Origin of the sequence: Planomicrobium sp. CPCC 101110 (assembly GCF_007859395.1) — a bacterium.
GTDB lineage: Bacteria > Bacillota > Bacilli > Bacillales_A > Planococcaceae > Planococcus.
Genome location: NZ_VOHD01000003.1, coordinates 564,198 through 583,758, shown reverse-complemented (window position 1 = coordinate 583,758; position 19,561 = coordinate 564,198). Strand labels below are relative to the sequence as shown.

The 19,561-nt window shown below is 45.8% G+C and carries 23 protein-coding genes; 6 read left to right on the top strand and 17 right to left on the bottom strand.

Annotated elements, in window-relative coordinates; all coding sequences use genetic code 11:
• Window positions 1–59: 59 nt before the first annotated feature.
• The 5 genes from FQV30_RS03015 to FQV30_RS02995 form a co-directional block, all read right to left on the bottom strand.
• Complete coding sequence (locus FQV30_RS03015; protein WP_146498657.1) at window positions 60–1,622, bottom strand: ABC transporter substrate-binding protein; 1,563 nt, start codon at window positions 1,620–1,622, stop codon at window positions 60–62.
• Window positions 1,623–1,936: 314 nt separating this feature from the next.
• The gene (locus FQV30_RS03010) at window positions 1,937–2,386 is read right to left on the bottom strand and encodes an Lrp/AsnC family transcriptional regulator (RefSeq protein ID WP_106533962.1); all 450 of its coding nucleotides are present in this window, start codon (window positions 2,384–2,386) and stop codon (window positions 1,937–1,939) included.
• Window positions 2,387–2,502: 116 nt separating this feature from the next.
• The gene (locus FQV30_RS03005; protein ID WP_146498656.1) at window positions 2,503–2,949 is read right to left on the bottom strand and encodes a GNAT family N-acetyltransferase; all 447 of its coding nucleotides are present in this window, start codon (window positions 2,947–2,949) and stop codon (window positions 2,503–2,505) included.
• Window positions 2,950–3,085: 136 nt separating this feature from the next.
• A complete protein-coding gene (locus tag FQV30_RS03000; protein WP_146498655.1) occupies window positions 3,086–3,763 on the bottom strand; it encodes an SOS response-associated peptidase in 678 nt (225 codons plus the stop codon).
• Window positions 3,764–3,823: 60 nt separating this feature from the next.
• Window positions 3,824–4,513: an aspartate/glutamate racemase family protein gene (locus tag FQV30_RS02995; RefSeq protein ID WP_146498654.1), complete on the bottom strand. Its 690-nt coding sequence runs from the start codon at window positions 4,511–4,513 to the stop codon at window positions 3,824–3,826.
• Between the two features lie 167 nt (window positions 4,514–4,680).
• Here FQV30_RS02995 and FQV30_RS02990 point away from each other — a divergent pair, with 167 nt between their 5' ends.
• Complete coding sequence (locus tag FQV30_RS02990) at window positions 4,681–5,112, top strand: hypothetical protein (RefSeq protein WP_146498653.1); 432 nt, start codon at window positions 4,681–4,683, stop codon at window positions 5,110–5,112.
• A 108-nt stretch (window positions 5,113–5,220) separates the two neighbouring features.
• Here the strand turns inward: FQV30_RS02990 and FQV30_RS02985 are convergent, their stop codons facing one another.
• Both FQV30_RS02985 and FQV30_RS02980 read right to left on the bottom strand, forming a co-directional pair.
• Entirely contained in the window at window positions 5,221–5,694 is a 474-nt protein-coding gene (locus FQV30_RS02985; protein WP_146498652.1) for a metal-dependent hydrolase, read from the bottom strand.
• On the bottom strand, window positions 5,691–5,885 hold the full coding sequence (locus tag FQV30_RS02980; protein WP_146498651.1) for a hypothetical protein: 195 nt from the start codon (window positions 5,883–5,885) through the stop codon (window positions 5,691–5,693). The genes FQV30_RS02985 and FQV30_RS02980 overlap by 4 nt, the downstream gene beginning before the upstream one ends.
• A 161-nt stretch (window positions 5,886–6,046) precedes the next feature.
• On the opposite strand from FQV30_RS02980, the gene FQV30_RS02975 reads away from it, so the two are divergent.
• The 4 genes from FQV30_RS02975 (at window position 6,047) to FQV30_RS02960 (ending at window position 9,552) form a co-directional block, all read left to right on the top strand.
• Window positions 6,047–6,676, top strand: coding sequence for an HD domain-containing protein (locus FQV30_RS02975; RefSeq protein WP_146498650.1), 630 nt, complete (start codon window positions 6,047–6,049; stop codon window positions 6,674–6,676).
• A gap of 137 nt (window positions 6,677–6,813) precedes the next feature.
• A complete protein-coding gene (locus FQV30_RS02970; protein WP_255473291.1) occupies window positions 6,814–8,127 on the top strand; it encodes a hemolysin family protein in 1,314 nt (437 codons plus the stop codon).
• 104 nt (window positions 8,128–8,231) lie between these two features.
• Window positions 8,232–8,591, top strand: a complete 360-nt coding sequence (locus FQV30_RS02965) for a YolD-like family protein (RefSeq protein WP_146498648.1) — start codon at window positions 8,232–8,234, stop codon at window positions 8,589–8,591.
• Between the two features lie 118 nt (window positions 8,592–8,709).
• Window positions 8,710–9,552 carry a YihY/virulence factor BrkB family protein gene (locus tag FQV30_RS02960; RefSeq protein ID WP_146498647.1) on the top strand — a complete coding sequence of 281 codons (843 nt, stop codon included), beginning with the start codon at window positions 8,710–8,712 and terminating at the stop codon, window positions 9,550–9,552.
• Between the two features lie 48 nt (window positions 9,553–9,600).
• Here the strand turns inward: FQV30_RS02960 and FQV30_RS02955 are convergent, their stop codons facing one another.
• The 9 genes from FQV30_RS02955 to FQV30_RS02915 all read right to left on the bottom strand — a co-directional run bounded on the left by FQV30_RS02955 (window position 9,601) and on the right by FQV30_RS02915 (window position 17,266).
• Window positions 9,601–10,380, bottom strand: coding sequence for a class I SAM-dependent methyltransferase (locus FQV30_RS02955; protein WP_146498646.1), 780 nt, complete (start codon window positions 10,378–10,380; stop codon window positions 9,601–9,603).
• A 26-nt stretch (window positions 10,381–10,406) separates the two neighbouring features.
• Window positions 10,407–11,372: a dipeptidase gene (locus FQV30_RS02950; protein ID WP_146498645.1), complete on the bottom strand. Its 966-nt coding sequence runs from the start codon at window positions 11,370–11,372 to the stop codon at window positions 10,407–10,409.
• On the bottom strand, window positions 11,317–12,093 hold the full coding sequence (locus FQV30_RS02945; protein ID WP_146498644.1) for a gamma-glutamyl-gamma-aminobutyrate hydrolase family protein: 777 nt from the start codon (window positions 12,091–12,093) through the stop codon (window positions 11,317–11,319). Before FQV30_RS02945 ends, FQV30_RS02950 begins: the two co-directional genes overlap by 56 nt.
• A gap of 148 nt (window positions 12,094–12,241) precedes the next feature.
• Window positions 12,242–12,511 carry a hypothetical protein gene (locus FQV30_RS02940; RefSeq protein ID WP_146498643.1) on the bottom strand — a complete coding sequence of 90 codons (270 nt, stop codon included), beginning with the start codon at window positions 12,509–12,511 and terminating at the stop codon, window positions 12,242–12,244.
• Window positions 12,512–12,610: 99 nt separating this feature from the next.
• Window positions 12,611–13,489, bottom strand: coding sequence for a ribokinase (gene rbsK / locus FQV30_RS02935; RefSeq protein WP_146498642.1), 879 nt, complete (start codon window positions 13,487–13,489; stop codon window positions 12,611–12,613).
• An 85-nt stretch (window positions 13,490–13,574) separates the two neighbouring features.
• Window positions 13,575–14,822, bottom strand: a complete 1,248-nt coding sequence (locus tag FQV30_RS02930) for a dicarboxylate/amino acid:cation symporter (protein ID WP_146498641.1) — start codon at window positions 14,820–14,822, stop codon at window positions 13,575–13,577.
• Window positions 14,823–15,037: 215 nt separating this feature from the next.
• The gene (locus FQV30_RS02925) at window positions 15,038–16,024 is read right to left on the bottom strand and encodes a quinone oxidoreductase family protein (RefSeq protein ID WP_146499552.1); all 987 of its coding nucleotides are present in this window, start codon (window positions 16,022–16,024) and stop codon (window positions 15,038–15,040) included.
• Window positions 16,025–16,190: 166 nt separating this feature from the next.
• The gene (locus FQV30_RS02920) at window positions 16,191–16,910 is read right to left on the bottom strand and encodes a YebC/PmpR family DNA-binding transcriptional regulator (RefSeq protein WP_146498640.1); all 720 of its coding nucleotides are present in this window, start codon (window positions 16,908–16,910) and stop codon (window positions 16,191–16,193) included.
• Window positions 16,911–17,035: 125 nt separating this feature from the next.
• Complete coding sequence (locus FQV30_RS02915) at window positions 17,036–17,266, bottom strand: hypothetical protein (protein WP_255473290.1); 231 nt, start codon at window positions 17,264–17,266, stop codon at window positions 17,036–17,038.
• Window positions 17,267–17,427: 161 nt separating this feature from the next.
• Here FQV30_RS02915 and FQV30_RS02910 point away from each other — a divergent pair, with 161 nt between their 5' ends.
• Complete coding sequence (locus FQV30_RS02910; RefSeq protein ID WP_146498638.1) at window positions 17,428–18,042, top strand: cyclase family protein; 615 nt, start codon at window positions 17,428–17,430, stop codon at window positions 18,040–18,042.
• A 31-nt stretch (window positions 18,043–18,073) separates the two neighbouring features.
• Here the strand turns inward: FQV30_RS02910 and gndA are convergent, their stop codons facing one another.
• Window positions 18,074–19,483, bottom strand: coding sequence for an NADP-dependent phosphogluconate dehydrogenase (gene gndA / locus FQV30_RS02905; protein ID WP_146498637.1), 1,410 nt, complete (start codon window positions 19,481–19,483; stop codon window positions 18,074–18,076).
• Window positions 19,484–19,561 lie beyond the last annotated feature (78 nt).

Sequence of the window (19,561 nt, the reverse complement as noted above, 5' to 3'; positions counted from 1 at the left end):
GCAGAAAAACCTGCAGCATATGTTATATACCGCAGGTTTTCCTATTTTTCTTCTTTTGCCTATTGTCGGTTTGTTACTTTGTTCAGATACCAAATGCCGTTTGGATCGATTTTCAATCCTTCCACTGTTTTCGGTGTAGCGGATGTTGTCATTCCATGGTACATGACGATGGCCGCGTTATCATCGAGCATCATCTTATTTGCTTCACTCAATAATTTTTCCCGTTCTGAAGGTTCGATCGTGGTACGTGATTCCTCCACTACTTTATCAAACTCTGGATTGTTATACTGGGCACGGTTTGAAGTGCCAATGTTATCGGAATGGAAGTTTGGATAAAACATCTCCGAACCGTCACTTGTAACATTAGCCCAGCTTAGGAATGTCATATCAAATTCACCAGCACGCGCTGTTTCAAGGAACGTTGCCCACTCCAGCATTTCAATTTCCACATCGAAGCCTGCTTCTGTCAATTGGGACTGCACAATTTCTGCCATCAACACGAAGTTTTCGCGGTTTGCAGTAAGCAATTTGATCGGCTCGTCGCCAAATCCATTTTCTTCAACCAATTTTTTGGCTGCTTCGGGATCATAAGCTGTTCCAGCTTTATCAAGAGCCGGATCATAGCCGAAAACTTGCGGCCCTAGGATACTGTCGCTGCGAACTCCCAGCCCTTCCAATTTCTCAACGAAAGCATCACGGTCTATCGCGCTTGCAACCGCTTTTCGGAAATCAGGATTTTGGTTGCGTTCTCTCGAAAAGTTAAACGTCAAGTAGTTCATGGATGTGGCTTCACCTTTTGTCACTTCAACGTTTTCAATTGATTCAATCCGTGAAATTTGTTCAGGCGGCAAAGCATCCAAGAAATTAACTTCCCCAGTTTGAAGCATTGAAATGGCTGTTGAAATTTCAGGAACCACTTTGAACGTCACTTTATCAAGTTCCGGTGCGCCCCCCCAATAATCTGCATTCTTTTCAAGGACGACTTGGTCTCCTGTACTCCAGCTGACAAATTTGAATGGGCCTGTTCCTACCGGTTCTTTCATCAACTCCTGCTTTTCGTCGGCCGTCGGTGAAATGATAGATGCGTTTACGTGAGACAAAGCGGCAAGCATCGGTCCGTATGGATATTTTGTTTTGATTTCCACTGTCAAATCGTCCACTGCCGTTATTGTATCAACCGGCTCCAGCAAAGAAGCGCGTGGTGCGGCAGTAGCCGGATCGATCAATTTTTCAAACGAATATTTTACAGCTTCAGCGTTCAACGGGGTTCCATCATGAAACTTGATGCCGTCTTTCAATTTGAAAACCCAAGTCAGTTCATCTTTTGATTCAACAGATTCCGCTAATTTCGGTTCAAGTTCCATCGTTTCCGGATTTCTTTCCACTAATGTTTCATAAACTTGTGTAATGACATTCGATGAGACAGAATCATTCGTCAAAGTCGGTGAAAGCCCAACTGCATCCGAAGTCGAGGCATAAATAATTTCTTGTTCCGCACCTTCTGATTCTGTACCTGTATTTGCGCCTGAAGTTTCTGCGCCTTCGGGTATTGTACTCTGTGAACAAGCAGTTAAAAGAATTAAGCCAAACATCATCAATAAAAGCAGCCAGTTTTTTTTCATTTATAAACCCCCGTTTTTAATTTTCTTAAACCGTAAGCATTATCTTTGCCTTGCAGCCAAAAGGTTTTTCTTTCGGCTTTTCTTCAACGTCAAACCCTCTTCCCTTCTCTGTGAGTTTTTTATGAATTGAACAAAAGGTTCAAATCCACCATTTTCTTATTCGTTTGTTAATCGTTTCTTCATTTTCACTTAACAAAAACAATAAGGCAATTATATGGTATCGTTTCTTCTAAATCAATAAGAATATTTTAAATATTTTTAATTTTTATCCAGGTAACAAAAAAGCTTGCAGCAGGAGAAATTGCTGCAAGCTTTTAAAGTTTAAGGCCGTTTCTGCTTTTGAATCTTCGCAGAAGAATATGGCTTTCCACCCGCGTGATGCCTTCTAAAGCATAAAGTTCCTCGTTGATGAATTTTTCCAAGTCGATAAAATCATCGACCAAAACATGCATGTGCAATGTGGATGGCCCTGTCATTTGGTAACAGCTTGCCACACTCGGATTATCGGCCAATGCTTGCGCTACTTCTACCAGCGATGAAGGTTCACAATCCACTTCAAAAAATCCTGAAACTTTTTTCCCTACTTTTTCGCTGTTGATGACCACTGTAAACTTCTCAATAACGCCCTCTTCCGACAGGTTATGAACCCGCTCACGGACAGCTACCCGGGAAAGATTCAGTTCCTTTCCGATATCAACGTAAGAGCAGCGTCCATTCACCGTCAATAGTTCGAGAATCTTTTTATCGATATCATCTAGTTTCATAAAAGCACCCCAACGCTATAGTCTTGAATTGATTATAAGACTTTCTCTTCCGTTTTGAAAGAAAAATATTATATTTTTTTCCGTTTTGAAAAGACAAGTGAATATTCCAAGCACTTTTAATTGTTTAAAAGCAATTTTGTGCACCAAATGCCGGGTGCCACTTCAAAGCTGTTTTGTTCTACAAAACCGAAAAAAGCGTATAATTTTTTTGCAGGGACATTCTCTTGACCGGTAGATACGATAAATTGATGGCCTGGAAATTTCAATACCAGAAAACCGATCAATTTTTTGGCGATTCCTTGGCGAAAAAAATCAGGATGTACAACGAGCCGATGAATATCGATAAGCTTATTTTTCTGCTTGTACGAGATAAAGCCTATCAAATGGCCGTCAAAATAACCGAAGAACGTTTCATCGCTTTTACGGATGTCTTCAACCGATTCTTTTAACGGTGGAATTCCATCAAAGCCGATCAATTCAGCTTCTATTTGATAAGCAGGAATTTGCACATCCAAAATGGCTTTTGCAATTTCTTCCTGGTGATTGCCAAGCTGCTGGATCAATCCGATTCCTCCCTGTGTTTCTCTTCCTCTTTTAATTTCAACGTATTACTTTTACATAGAAAGTCAATCAGCCAAATATTTGCTTACCCGGTTTCTCCATTGAAAAAAGCTGGCTTTGAATACTGCCAGCTTGTCGTCACCCTACTTTTTCAATCAATTCCGGCCCGTTGTTTTTCGGGGAATTCACTGCAGAAGAAACCTCGTAGGCTTCCATATCTTTGGCATCGAATGGTTTTAATAATCCACCCAGAACTTCCGGATCTTGCACATTCGGGTCCAGCCAAACTTTTTCGGCTTCTTTTGACAATACAACCGGCATCCGGTCATGAATGTCAGCCATCAAATCATTCGGCTTTGTCGTTAAAATGGAGCATGTATTGATAGTTTCCCCATCCGGCGATTTCCACGACTCCCACAGGCCGGCGAACGCAAACGGTTCTCCTGATTTCAGCTTGATGCGCATGGGGGTTTTTTGTTCATCCGTACGCTGCCATTCATAAAAAGAGTCCGCCACTATCAAACAGCGCTTCTTCTTGAATGCATTGCGGAAACTCGGTTTTTCCGCCACAGTTTCAGCACGCGCATTGATCATTTTATAACCGATTTTCGCGTCTTTTGCCCAGGGCGGAATAAGGCCCCATCTCAGCAGCCCAAGCCGATTTTTCGTACCATCATTTACTACTGCAACAACTTGCTGAGATGGCGCGATGTTGTAATTTGGGGAATAATCGTTTTCCCCTATACTGACTTCTTCGATATCAAAGCGTTCCAATATGGCTGCATAATCCGTAAACAAGGAATATCTTCCACACATACCGTTCACTCCTTCGATTGATTTTCATTATATAAAGTATTTTCCCCAGTGTTCCCTTTTTCAACCCAATGCCATCCTTACTGCCGTTTTTGCATGGATTTCTGTTGTATCAAAGATAGGAACCGGTGAATCTTCCTGTCTGATCAGCAAGCCGATTTCTGTGCAGCCGAGAATGATTCCTTCGGCGCCTTGTTTGATGAGTTTGTCGATGACCATTTGATAATACTCCTTTGAGGGCTTCCGAATTTCCCCTAAACATAATTCCTCGAAAATAATCCGGTTTAATTGGTTCCGTTCTGTTTCATCAGGAATCAAAACATTCAGCCCCTTGTTTGTCAGCCGGGATTTATAAAAATCCATTTCCATCGTATATTTTGTGCCCAATAAACCGATAGCAGCAAGGCTCGCTTTCCGGATTTCCCTTGTGGTGGCATCGGCAATATGGACAAGTGGAACTTCCACCCCTTTTTCAAGGGCCTCAAACACGATATGCATGGTATTGGTGCATAAAACAATCAATTCCGCCCCCGATTTTTCAAGAGCCTTTGCCGCTTCAACCAACAGCCGCCCCGCTTCTGCCCAATCCCCGCGCCGCTGCAATTGTTCAATCTCTTCGAAATCCACACTGAAAAGGATGCATTTTGCCGAATGCAGCCCTCCCAATCTCCGCTGCACTTCTTCATTTACTATCCGGTAGTACTCTGCCGAAGACTCCCAACTCATTCCGCCGATCAAACCGATTGTTTTCATACTGCGGGACACTTCCCTTCTTTTTCTGTCCTTAAAACAATTCTTCTTTTTTTGCCTTGCACCTGCCTGTTCAGACCATCCATGCTGCACAAAGTACCTTTATCATCCCTTTAACAGCCAAAGAGTGGTATAATAGAAATACAACGATTTCTATTAGGAGGAATGACATGGCTACTGCACGAGAAATGAGCCTGGTAAATAAGGATTTTCTGGTAGAAGAACTTGGGCTGAAACAACAAGGAAACTCGACCGTCTTTATGAATGAAGATTGTTTTGTGTTATCCCCTTCGGTTCAGCGGTATGAAAAAGGCTTTGATATCAGTGAATTCAACTTGGCGAAGTTTGATCCCGAGCGCCAGCAAGGATTTTTGATCGTACGGTATATGGATACCTTTTTAATGGCCAAACTCGATAGCTTCAAAGAAAAGATGATGCCTCCCGAACTTTTGATTTCAAAGAAAAATACGAAGCCCCACTGGAAATTCACAGTGGCTGAAAATCCGGCATACCATCTTGTAAACACTCAAAACAAAGAACTCCGCTATCGTTTGCAAGAACCGACGAAAAAACAGATCATTTCGTTTTTCAAAAAAATGTAACAGCCGGAGGAAGAAGGAAGCTATTTGCAGCTGAGCAAATGGCTTTTTATTTTTTTGGCATACAAAAAGGCGGCCTAAATCATTTTCAGGCCGCCTCTCTATTTGATTTCAAGAAATAAAAACACCGTAGCCAAAATAAACCGTGAACAAAGACAATACGGAAAACACAGCGTTTTCCGCTGCTCCTCCGGTTTTTGCTGTAATTGGAAAGCGGACAGTGAGTTTAACGGGAAACAGCAGCTTAATGCCGTTTCTAGTAGCCATATCCAGCAATAAATGGCTGGCCATTCCTACAAGCACACCTGCTGTGAACGCTTCATTCGGTACGAATCCGTTCATAAGAACAGCCATAAGAACCAAAAACAACAAGCTATGCGTGAATGTCCGATGCCCAAAAAGCTTATTGACTATCTTCGACAATAGCGGCAGTGTGCGCCCGATTTTGCTGCCTCCATGGCAGATGTCCGGCAAAATGGCGCCGATAACGCCTGCGCCTACTAAAATGAATGGATCATAACTGGTGATTTGTGCAAAGGCAAGACTTGCCGTGATGCCGCCTATAATATGTGTTTTTCCTGTCATGCTTTGCTCCTTCTGTATTTTTGCGGAAGCTTTATACTGCTTCCGCTTTCTTTTTGTCCAGCTCCGGCGCCTAGCCTCTCGAGGTCGCGGTCTGTCTTGACTGCCATGGCAAAATGCGCCATGACCGCCAAGCCCTCCAGCGCTTGTCGAGGCTGATCAGGCGCCTGCGCTTTTCTTTTGTCCAGCTGCAACGGCCTGCTCCTCGGGGCGTAAGCACTCTGCCTATGCGGCAAATCGTCTTACGCCTGTCGGAGCAGAACGGCCGTTTCCGCTTTTCTTTCGATTCCCTATTTAATTATACTAATTTCGGGTATGGTGAAGATAGAGAAATATAGTATAAGGAGTCGTTTTTATGGGAATTCATACGTTTTTTACATCGTTGAACGATTTGGAGCGGATTATCCGCGCACCTGGAAGGTTTAAATTTGAAGAACACAACGTTGCGGCGCATTCCTGGAAGGTAAGCCAGTACGCAATGTTGTTTGCGACAATCGAGGAGCGTGCAGGGCAAACGATCGATTGGAAGTCGCTGTACGAAAAAACCATCAATCATGATTTTGCCGAAGTTTTTATCGGCGATATCAAAACTCCCGTCAAGCACTCTTCTCCTGAATTGAAGGAAATGATTGCGAAAGTGGAAGAAGGGATGATGGAAAAGTTTATCTTAACGGAAATTCCTGAAGAATTCCAAGAAGTTTTCTTTGAGCGGATGAAAGAAGGAAAAGACGACACCGTGGAAGGCCGGCTGTTGGAGCTAGCCGATAAGCTTGATCAATTCTATGAGTCTTTCGCTGAGTTGAAACGCGGAAATTCCGATCCCGAATTCGCAAAAATGTACCGCATCGCTTTGACAAAGTTGCTGAATATTCCGCTTGCTGCAAGCGTTGATTATTTCAAGAATGTCATGCTCAAAGACGTGATGAGCGAAGAAACCGCAATCGATGTGCAGGAACTCACCCGCCAAGTGATTGAAGGAAAATAATCTTCCGCTCCGCTTGCCTTGACCGGCCCTTAGCGGATTTACCGCCGCTGACGGCGGTTTCACTTTGCCCGGAATTTATGGTAATCTTAATGTTAATAAAATTTTTCGGAGGTGAATCCCTTAATCAAGGGAATTTATTGGACCCCATACTTTTAGTGAATTTAGCTTTACTCGTTTTATTGATCGCGTTAACCGCATTTTTCGTTGGTGCTGAGTTTGCCGTCGTTAAAGTCCGCATGTCGCGCATCGAGCAACTGATAGAAGAAGGCAACAAACAAGCGGTACTCGTAAAGAAAGTTGTCAGTGACTTGGATTATTATTTGTCCGCTTGCCAGCTTGGCATTACCGTCACCGCCCTTGGCCTAGGCTGGCTTGGAGAACCGACTGTTGAACGGTTGCTGCATCCATTGTTTGAAGTGATTGGCGTTCCTGATTCTGTTTCTGTCGTCATTTCGTTCGTCCTCGCCTTCTCCCTGGTGACCTTCCTGCATGTGGTCATCGGCGAAATGGCGCCGAAATCACTGGCTCTTCAATTTGCCGAGCGCATGACCCTGTTCATGTCACTGCCCCTTTACTGGTTCGGCAAGATAATGGCGCCGTTCATCTTTTTGTTGAACGGATCCGCCCGTGTGCTCTTGCGCCTGTTCGGGGTGCAAAACACAAAAGAAGAGCAAGCCCATTCGGAAGACGAATTGAAAATCATCATGGCACAAAGTTTCCAAAGCGGCGAAATCAATCAAACCGAATTATCGTATATGCAAAACATTTTCGCTTTTGACGAGCGGAGCGCAAAAGATGTCATGGTTCCGCGTACGCAGATGATTGCGATCTCGGACGGCTTAAGTTCCGAAGAGCTGCTTGCTGAAATCCGCGAACATCAGTTTACGCGTTACCCCATTGCAAAAGAAGGAAACAAAGACGATTTGATCGGGTTTATCAATGCCAAAGAGATTTTGACCTATTATGCGTTGAACGGGCATATCAACCTGTCCGAATTCATCCATGACTTGCCGTACTTCCACGAAACGACACCGCTTCATACGGCACTCGTGAAAATGCAAAAAGACCGGACGCACATTGCGCTGGTCATTGATGAATACGGCGGAACTTCAGGAATCATTACAATGGAAGACATCTTGGAAGAAATCGTCGGAGAAATCCGCGATGAATTTGACGAGGAAGAAGAAGCTGAAATTTTAAAAGAAAGTGATACGCGCTATCTCTTGAATGGCCGTGTCCTCCTGAAAGATTTAGAAGAACGGTTTAATATGGAGTTCGAGGACAGCGATGATATTGACACTATCGCCGGCTGGATCCAGCATCAGCTGATTGAAGCCGAATCCGGCAGCACATTTGAAAAAGGGAAATACCGATGGTCCATCGTCGAGATGGAAAACCATCATATTCTGAAAGTTGCTGTGGACGTCTTGCCAGAAAGTGATGAACTATAAAAAGAAGGAGGCCAAATTTTGGTCTCCTTCTTTTTATTGACCGCTTTCTATCTCTTCTTTAAAATAAGAACAAATGTTCCTATTTCGAAAAGGAGGTGCATGTGATGAAGAAAAACAAGCATATGACTGTAAAAGGCCAAATCAAAGATCGCGGCCAAATCAAATGGACTGCCATGATGCTTACTGAACACATCCAATTATTGAAAGATTTGAAGGAGGAGGACCGCTACAACACCAAACCGGTATTGGACGAGTTCGATTTGGAATCCATCTATGAAGAAATTCAAGCAGCCTATGCGCGGCCATGCGAAATTGAGCTTTCCCTTTGGCAAAATGGTCCGCGCACGTTAACCGGACTGATTGTGACTATTGATTTGAACAGAAAAATACTTTGCCTGGAAGAAGCCGGCCGTACGGAAAAGGTTCCTTTCAACGATATTATCGGGGCAAAAACAATGGAATGATGAAGCTTATCAAACCATTATAAAAGGCTTTCGGGGCCGCTTTTGCTTTTTAATGATTAATCGCCTCCCAATTTGGGGATACAAAGAATAAATACACCTAAACTTTGGAGGTTACACTATGGCAAAAAAACCATCTATGGCAAAAGATCTCATGGGCGAAATAAAAAACGACCATGCCACAACCCTTGCTGCAGCACAGGCCTATTACTATTTATTAGCCATCGTCCCTTTGCTGATCTTGCTGCTTTCCATCCTGCCTTATCTGCAGATCGATCCGCAGCGTGCAGTTGATTTTATCGGCAGCATCCTTCCAGGGGAAGTGGCCAGCACTTTCCAGGAGACTATCGTCAGTGTTGTCACGACACCGCGCGGCGGTTTATTGACATTCGGTATTCTTGGTACACTTTGGTCCGCTTCGAATGCTATGACTGCATTTATTGAAGCCATCAACCAAGCTTACGATGTGGAAGAAACACGTTCATTCATCAAATTGAAGCTCATGGCCATCGTTTTGACGCTTTTCATGCTGGTCGCAGTTATCGTAGCGCTTATTCTTCCAATTTTCGGCGGAACAATTATCGACCTAGTGACACGTATCTTGAGTTTGCCTCCGCAAACAGAAATCTTGTTCCAAGTGCTTCGATGGGTCATCTCCATTGCAGTGATGAGTGTCGTGCTCGCTTTCTTGTACAAGTTCGCGCCAAACAAGCAATTCCCATTTAAAGAAGTCATCATAGGAGCAGTCATTGCCACTGTTTTGTGGCAAGTTGTTTCACTCGGCTTTTCGTTCTACGTTTCAAATTTCGGAAGCTATTCTGCCACATACGGCAGCCTTGGAGGACTTATCGTCTTAATGCTTTGGTTCTTCCTTACAGGCCTGATCCTTGTAATCGGTGGAGAGATCAATGCTTTGCTCCATAGACGGAAAAACGTAAAAAATGCACCTGCAAAAGTCCAATAATAATTGAGGAAACCCTTCGGTTCACAAACGAACTGAAGGGTTTCTTTTTTATGCCTCTTCTTTTATGCACATGACCATCCATTCATCGATTGTGAAACTCTGAATGGCATCGCCTTGGATGTTCAAAGAGAAATATCCGGCCGTTTCCCGGTCGGCTGAAAGCAAGTGCCGCTTTACACGCTCCCTTTGTTCTTCGCTTTCTGTGGTACGGGCCACCCATGAAGGGTATTGGAATGTTTTTTTCCGGTCAAGCGATTTTGTTTGCACCAGTCCATGCTGGTGCAAAAGCTCGGTCCATTCCGCTTTGCTTAAACAACGAACATGGCTGTCGTCCCGCAGTTTTTCTGTCCGGTTCATGAATTGAGCCAGTTCCGGGTTTTCCGGCGTGACATTGTCGATTAAAACAAATTTGCCGCTTGGTTTCAGCACCCTCGCTGCCTCTTTGATGAAATTCTCGGGATGCGGGAAATGATGGGGGGCAATCCGGCAAACGACCGCATCAAATCGATTGTCCAAAAAAGGAAGCGCCTCTGCATCTGCAATCACATAGAATACGTTTTCAAAAAAGGCATCCAGATGGCTGGCTGTGTTCTCCAGCATTTGTTCGGTCAAATCGGTTGAAAAGACATTTTTCACATGAGGCGCGAGCGCTTTTGACACATGCCCCCCGCCTGTAGCAATATCCAATACGGTCCATGCGTCTTCAGGCTCCAGCCATTCTGCAAGCAACGGCAGGTCATCGCCTTTTGCATGAAGCTCGCTCGTTCTGTACTTTTCAGCATTTCGGCCAAAGACCTCTTTCACTTTTTCTTTCGCTGGCTTGTCCATCAGCCTATCCCCGCCTTTTTATTTGATCAAGTGGCGGCCGGCAAGCCCGGCCGGTGTTCCAAAAAGTTCCGGCAGGCAAAGCCTTCCACTTCACTTTCCGTGTAATGCTTCTGCAGTTCATTGATCAAGTTCTGGAATTTCGATGCATTTTCCAAGTCTTTCATATAAGCGGATATGCCATCAAAATCCGACCCGATTCCGATATGCTTTGCCCCTCCAAGAGAACAGAGATGATCTATATGCTTGATAAGATCCCGCATTGTCACATCTGTTTTTTCTTTCTTAATAAATTCCAAACAAAAGACCACATGGATCAAGCCGTTCTTCCCAATCAACGCTTGAATCTGCTTATCGTCTAAATTGCGCGGATGGTCGCAAAGCGCCCGGGCATTCGAGTGGCTGGCAATCGGATAATCCGCGAGCTCCATGACGTCCCAGAAACCTTTCTCGGACAAATGCGAAACATCGGTGAATATCCGGTGCTCATTATTCAATTGGACCACTTCTTTGCCGAGCAGCGTCAAACCGGCCCCGCGAGGCTCTCCGGCCCCGTCTGCGCAGAGATTGGCGTTGTTCCAGGTCAAACCGATCGAAAGAACACCTAATCGGTATAAGGTGCGGAGCTTCGCCAAATCATTGCCGAAAGCGTCTGCTCCCTCAAGTGTCAGCACGGCCCCGATTTCCCCTTCCTTCAAGGCATCGATGTCTTCCCACTTCCGGATATGCTTCATAGCTGGATTTGCGCCGACCACTTGTGTGAAAAACAGATCCACTTGTTCCAGCGCGTGCTGCCACTTTTCATCAGCCGGAATCTCCGGGTAAACAAAGACAGCAAAAAATTGGACCTTTACACCGCCTTGCTGCAGACGCTGGAAATTTGTGTCCAATTTATCGGAATCCATATAGCTCAAAGGGTTTCCATCAAACATGAGTTTTCTATTTGTCAGCTGCAGTTTCAGCAGCGCATCGCAATGCGTGTCGATGATTTTCATCAAACCGCTCCTTTTTTCGGCATGCCGCGATAAACCCTTTGAAAATGCGAAGAGACGGCACATCCTTGACCCGCGCCATATTTTCCGGATGCCATTGAAGGCCGAGGGCAAAGCGGTGCTCCTTGCTCTCGATCGCCTCAATAACGCCGTCGCTTGCCTTTCCGCTGATGATGAAAGGCTTTGGAACCAAGCGGTTGGCCTGATGGTGGCGGCTGTTCACTTTCAGCCGTTCTTCTCCTGTCAGCTGGTACAGCAAGGAATCTCTTGCCACTTCGACAAAATGCGAACCATGGAATTTCGGAGCCTTTTGCTGGTGCTGCAGCAATGTCCCACCAAACTGCGCCGGAAGATCCTGGTACATATCGCCGCCAACGGCAATATTCAAAATCTGGGCACCTCGGCAAATAGCCAAGATCGGCTTTCCAGCCTCCAGCATTTTTCGGATCAGCAAAAGCTCAAAGTGGTCGCGCGAAGGAATGATGACGCCAAGATTCGGATGCGGCTCTTCACCGAATAACGTCGGATCAATATCATAGCCGCCTGCAGCAAATAGGCCATCAAGCTTTTCAACCAGCCCGTCGATGTCTGCTTCTTCCATTATGTGCGGCAGCATAAGCGGCAAGCCGCCAGCATTCAAAATCGCTTCCGTATCAACCATTTCAATAGCGTATTCATCCCGTCCAAGCTCCACTGACGACGTAATGCCGATGAATGGTTTCATATATGCCCCTCCTATACTCCCTTTTTATACACTGAATATATTAAACATACAGAATTTATCGGAAAAATGCCAGGGCTGTCCAGTTTTCCCCCTCCTGCCATAGAAAATGCCGGACGCAGCCAGCGTCCGGCATTTTCGCTTTCTCCAATTACATTTCCCATTGCAAATCAGTCGAATAGGTCAGCCGCTCCCCGATAAAAACACGGCAATCTGTCCTTAACAAGCTGCAGCCTATGGATACTTTGATATCTTCAGCCTCGCCTTCCTCATTTTTCACTTTTCCGAACAGCCGGGAACTCAAATGAAAACCTATTTGTTCATCCTGCAGCACACCATCAACGTACAATCGGCTCCCTTCCAGCCGATTCTCAATCTGTATACTATGCGACCCATACTTCAGCTTCCAGATGTCTTTCATACTGTCGCCCCCTGCCCTTTTCTTTACTGCCAGTATAGCAGATGACGCTCCTTTTAGCCGAAGCGAGCATCCAGAACTGCAGACGTTCTTCAATGGATTTCAGCTGTGTCCTTTTAGCCGTTCGAGTACTTTTTTCCGATCCGGCATGCCTCCTTGGGCACCAAATTTCTCCACCGCAAGCGATGCCGCTGCATTCGCAAAATAGACCGATTCTTTGAATGGTATTCCTTCTGACAAAGCAACGCATAATGCGCCGTTGAAAGCGTCACCCGCCCCGGTTGTGTCTGTTGCTTGTGTATGGAATCCTTTGACATGAATATGGTTTTCTCCATCATAAAAGCGCGCCCCCTCTTTCCCCAGTGTTACAACTAGCCGGTTCGGAAAGTCTTCCAATGCTTTTGTCCACATTTTCCCGAACAATGCTTCCGCCTCTGTCTCATTAGGCGTCAGGTAATCCGCAAGCGACAAAAACTCTTTTCGAAATCCATCAGCCGGCGCGGGATTTAATATGGTCGGCACACCAAGGGATCGGCAAATCTCCAGTGTCCGCTGAATTACCGGCGCAGGCATTTCCAGTTGCATCATGACCATGTGGCTAGAGGAGAAAATCGTCTGGTAGCCGCTTACCTCCTCAGGCGTCACTCGATAATTTGCCCCAGGAACGACAATGATGCGATTATCGCCTTCAGACAGTAAAATGTTCGCAATTCCGCTTGCTCCTTTTTTCCGTTTCACTGCCGTTACATTCACTTCTTCCGCTTCCAGCCCCCGCAGCAATTGATCTCCGAATGCATCTGTCCCGACAGCACCGATCATTTGTACATCGCCTCCCAGCCTGGCTGCTGCTACAGCCTGGTTTGCGCCTTTGCCCCCCGGAACAGTTGCGAACAACTCCCCCATCGCAGTTTCCCCTTGCTCCGGAAAACGCTTTGTCCTCACCACTAAATCCATATTGACACTGCCCACTACTGTAATCATTTAATAACCCCCTTATTAACCGCCATTCAGCCGATATACAAAAAGCGGACGATTTATAGCTCGTCCGCTTCTTATTTTGACTGACTTATCCTGCTGTGGCTTCTTCCGCCTTTAACCCGCGCTTCTTTTCCGTCTCAGATACGTACAACGCGCAAGCCGCGTCGCCGGATATATTGATTGCAGTTCTCGTCATATCCAGCAGGCGGTCGATTCCAAGCACAAGCCCGATTCCCGCTACCGGCAAGTTAACGCTTGAAAGCACCATCGCAAGCATGATCAAGCCGACTCCTGGAACTCCAGCTGTACCGATGCTGGCCAATACCGCAGTCAACACGACCGTCAAAAGCTGCATCATTGTCAAATCCGAACCGTAGGCCTGAGCGATGAACATGGTGGCGACACCTTGCATAATCGCTGTTCCATCCATATTGATGGTGGCACCAAGCGGCTGGACAAAGGAGCTGATCGATTTAGGCACACCCAAATCTTTTTGCGCCGCTTCCATCGATACAGGCAATGTCGCGGTGCTGCTTGAAGTACTGAACGCCACACTCATAGCCGGCGCAAACTTCTTGAAGAACCAAACCGGGTTTTTCTTTGCCAAGAGCCCAACTGTTCCGCCGTATGTAAACGCTGCATGGATCGCAAGAGCCGCCAGCACAACAAACATGTAGGAAGCCATTGCTTTGATCGCTGAGAATCCTTGGGAACCGATAGCTGTAGCAATCAAACCAAATGTGCCGAATGGAGCGAATTTCATCACAATGCCTACCAGATACATCATGACTTCATTGCCCTGTTCAATAAGATTGATAATGCCTTTTGTCTTTTCGCCAAGAGCAGTCAGCGCTAAGCCAATAAAAACTGCAAAAATGATAATTTGAAGCATATTCCCTTCCGTCAAAGCGGATAAGGGATTTTTCGGAATGATGTTCAATAAGGTGTCGGCCACTGAAGGCGCCTCTTCGGCTTCAAATGTGGCGCTGTCCAAATCAAAATCGCCTGCAAGCCCTGGCTGGATGACCGCCGCTAAACCTAGGCCAATAACAATGGCGATGGTGGTAGTCACCAAAAAATAAACAATCGTTTTCAAGCCGATTCTGCCCAGCTTAGCTGGATCGCCAAGACCGGCTGTCCCTAGAATAATGGAAAATAGGACTAACGGCACGACAAGCATACTGATCAAGCTAAGGAAAATTTGGCCGAGCGGCACAAATATGTATGAGTTTAAACTTTCAAAAGCGCCGGGTGCAAATAAATTGATGAGCAGACCGACAATTGCCCCCAGAATGAGGCCGGTGAGTACTTTTAGTGTCATATTGTTTTTCTTCATTCATCTAGTCTCCTTCTTTTTTTTAGCCATACCCTTTACTTTAAAGGAACGAAACAAAAATTTACAGCGATAAGCAAGAGAGAAGCAATTTCAATATAACTTTGATGGGCTAAAAAATAAAAAACCTGCGGAAGATAAAAACCTTCCACAGGAAACCATTTTTGTTTTTCGGCAATCGCTTCTGGCAAAACCGATCTTACGACAAGAGCGGGCTGTCAGGGAATCAGCATGACTTTACCGATGCTTTTTCTGCTTTCGATATGGGAATGGGCATGTGCCGCCTCCGCCAATGAATAGCGTTTTGAAATGAGGATTTCCAGTTTGGATTGAAGCAGCAGATCGGTCACTTTATCAGCGCTCTCCTGTAAAAAATCCGGACGGAGTTTCCGGTAAGTGCCGGTGCTGTAGCCGAGAACGGATCGGCAGCTTGAATGGAGATCCGCAGTCGTCACTTTCCCGGGAAGGGATCCGGTATTCCCATGGCCAAAAGCCACAATTCTTCCAAAGTGGGCTAAACAATCCAAACTTTTTTCAAAATTTTCTCCTGCTACAGTATCTAAAATAACATCAGCGCCTTCCCCATCGGTTAGGCTGTTCACTATTCCCGCAAAATCTTCCGTCACATAATTAATAACATGATCAGCGCCCATTTTTTTGGCCGCCTCCATTTTTTCATCGTTGCTTACGGTGCCGATAATACGGGAAGCGCCGGCTAACCGGGCAAGCTGAATGGCAGTAGTGCCAATGCCTCCTGCAGCAGCATGGATTAGAACTGTTTCTCCTGGAACAAGACGCGCCACCCTGTTTAGGACATTATAAGCAGTAATCCCCACTGTCAAAGATGCAGCGGCAGTTTCGATGTCCAGCCCCTCCGGAACAGCAAAGGTCAGTTGCTCATCTGCCGCTGCGTATTCAGCGTAGGATCCAGCTTTTGGGAAAGCCATAACGCGCTGCCCGATTTTAAAACGGGTAACCTGGGCGCCAACTTTAATGATTTCTCCAGCACAGTCCAGCCCTGGAACAAAAGGGGAACCGTCCCCTTTTCCATGATACTGCCCTTGGCGCGCCTTAATATCCGCAAAGTTGACGCTGATTGCTTGGATGCGGATCAGCACTTGATGGGGCAAAATGGCAGGAATCGCCACTTCGCTCAACGTCAGGACTTCCGGTCCGCCTAGTTCGTTAACAACGATGGCTTTTATTTTCATCACCCTCCAAACCCGTATTTTTGCAGCGTGTTTTGTTTCTTATTGACAGTATAGAATTTCGGGACAGGAAAGACAAATTGAAACCAAACAGGTTTCTTTGGGATTCATGCAGCAAAAAAAAACAGCCTTCGCTCCAGTGCGACAGGCTGCTTCTATTGTTTTACTCGCCCAAGTCGACGTTATGATAAACTTGCTGAACGTCTTCTAAGTCTTCGATTGCATCGATCATTTTTTCAAATTGTGCTTGTGCATCTTCCGGCAGCTCCAATTCGTTCTGCGCCAGCATCGTCAATTCTGCAACTGTAAAGTCGGTGATGCCGGCTGTTTTGAAGGCCTCTTGCACCGCATGGAATTGATCCGGTTCCGCATAAACGATGACAGAATCTTCTTCTTCGATGATATCGCGCACATCAACATCCGCTTCCATCAGCAGTTCCAGCACATCGTCCGCCGTTTTATCTTCAACGCCGATAACTGCTGTCGGATCGAACATGTAAGCGACCGATCCGCTGACGCCCATGTTTCCGCCGTTTTTGCCGAAAGCAGCGCGGACATCCGAAGCTGTCCGGTTTACATTGTTTGTCAGCGTGTCGACGATGACCATCGAACCATTCGGCCCAAAGCCTTCATAGCGAAGTTCATCATAGCTTTCTTCTGACCCGCCTTTGGCTTTTTCGATCGCACGGTCAATGATCGCTCTCGGGACACTATATGTTTTCGCGCGTTCAAGCACGACTTTCAACGCTTGGTTCGATTCTGGATCCGGCTCGCCTTGTTTGGCAGCCACGTAAATTTCGCGGCCGAATTTTGCATAGATACGGCTTGTGTTGGCGTCTTTTGATGCTTTCTTTTCTTTAATGTTGTTCCACTTGCGGCCCATAGTATTTCCCACTTTCTTTCAACTTTGAATATGAAGTATGTTCACTCGTTCTATTATATAATAAACCCCTGCCTTTTTTCGACTTCTATACTCGAAAAAGAAAAGCATCCTGGCGAACAATTCCGCTACTTTTTGGTTTTATCAATGCGGTGGTACTCGGAAATCTGGATCACGCGGACTTTGCCTGTATGCAGTTCATGGTAGATGCCTCGGCTGTCGGTAAATGAGACGAATTGGTCCCGTTCGCTTTGAATGAGCTCTTCCGCTTTTCCCTGTGATTCTACATGGATAAACCGGCGAATGTAATGCTCTTCATCAAAGAAATAGGTGACTTTGAATTCTTTCACCTTCGCCATCTCCTTTACGGTTCGTGTCGAGCTTCCACAAACAATATTTTATCGCTTTCGGGCAGCCGCTTCAACTTTGCTTCGATTGTAAAGCTTAAAGTTGATGGCTTATCGATTAAATGAGAAAATAAGAAAGGCAAGCAAATGAACGCAGACAAAGGAGCGATTGCATGAAAATCTTTGACATTTCATCCCCAATTTACGAAGGAATGCCTGTTTATAAGAACAAGGCCGAAAAACAACCGAAATTCATCACCAATACAAACGGACATGTGACAGAATCGCGCATTGAGATGGATGCTCATACCGGCACCCATATCGATGCGCCGCTACATATGCTGAATGACGGCGATACTTTTGAATCCATATCACTTGAGAAACTGGTTGGCCAAGCAAAAGTCGTGGATTTGACCAATGTAACAGATGGCATTGCCAAATCGGATTTAGAATCCCTTTCTATTGAAAAGGACGATTTTATTTTATTCAAAACAAGCAACTCTTTTGATGAAGACTTCAATCCTGAATTTATCTTCTTGAAAGAAGACGGAGCTAACTACTTGGCTGAAATCGGAATCAGAGGCGTTGGCATCGACGCACTTGGCGTAGAGCGCAGCCAGCCTAACCACCCTACGCATAAGGCGCTGTTCAAGGCGGATATCATCGTCATCGAAGGCTTGCAGCTGAAAGACGTTGAAGCGAAAAGCTATCTGATGGTCGCGGCGCCGCTTAAATTGATCGGCATCGACGCTTCTCCGGCACGTGTGATCTTAATCGAAAACGAATAAAAAGAATGGCTTCCAAGGAAGCCATTCTTTTTTATTGCCATTTTGTATGGAAAGTTCCTTCTTTGTCCGTGCGCTCGTACGTATGCGCACCAAAATAATCCCGTTGGGCCTGGATCAGATTCGCCGGCAAAGTTTCTGACCGGTAGCTGTCATAGTAAGCAAGCGCGCTTGAAAATGCCGGCACTGGGATGCCTTGTTCAATGGCGATTGCCAGCACTTTGCGAAGGGATGATTGATACTCCCCCACTACGGATTGGAAGTAAGGATCAAGCAGCAAGTTCGGCAAATCCGCTTGGCGGTCGAATGCTTCTTTGATTTCTTGCAGGAAGCGGGCACGGATAATGCAGCCCCCGCGGAAAATCATTGCGATGTCGCCGTATGGAATTTCCCAGTTGTACTCCGCCGAAGCCGCACGAAGCTGGGCGAATCCTTGGGCATATGAACAAATCTTGCTCATGTATAGCGCTTTGCGGATTGCTTCAACCAGTTCTGCGCGGTCCCCGCTGTACTGCCCCGCTTCCGGTCCAGCAAGCAATTTGCTCGCCGCTACCCGTTCTTCTTTAATCGCTGATATGAAACGCGCGAAAACAGATTCTGTCACGATTGGCAAGGATACTCCAAGATCCAATGCGTTCTGGCTGGTCCATTTCCCGGTGCCTTTTTGACCAGCTTTGTCCAAAATCTGATCGACAAGCGGATTTCCTGTTTCCTCATCAATTTTCGTGAAAATATCGGCTGTGATTTCAATCAGGTAGCTATCCAATTCACCTTTGTTCCACTCGGTAAAAATTTCATGCAGTTCCTGGGCATTCAATCCGAGGGCATGTTTCAAAATGAAGTAGGATTCCGAAATCAGCTGCATATCTCCGTATTCAATGCCGTTATGCACCATTTTCACGTAATGGCCTGCTCCTTCGGCACCCATATACGCGCTGCAAGGAACGCCGTCCACTTTTGCCGAAATCGCAGCAAAAATCGGCGCCACTTTTTCGTACGCCTCTTTCAAGCCGCCTGACATGATGGAAGGGCCGAACCGGGCGCCTTCTTCGCCGCCTGAAATACCAGCGCCGATAAAATGGATCCCCAGTTCTTGAAGTTCTGCTGTACGCCGGTTAGTGTCCCTGAAAAACGTGTTTCCGCCATCGATGATCACGTCACCTTTTTGAAGGTGCGGGACAAGCGACTGGATAACGGCATCTGTCGTTTCTCCAGCTTTGACCATCATCAGGATTTTGCGGGGAATTTCAAGCGACGCTACGAACTGTTCGAGGCTGCCGGTTCCAACTATATTCTTTTCCTGAACTTCGTTGTTCGCAAATTCTTCTGTCCGGTCTGTCCAGTAATCGTATACTGATACGGAATAGCCTCTGCTTTCAATATTCAGCGCCAAGTTTTTCCCCATAACGCCTAAACCAATAACACCCATTTGCTGCTTTGCCATACTATTACCTCATTCCATGCAAATTTAATGAACTTCTATTATTAATATTTCTACAAAAGTATACCATTTTTTATCCGG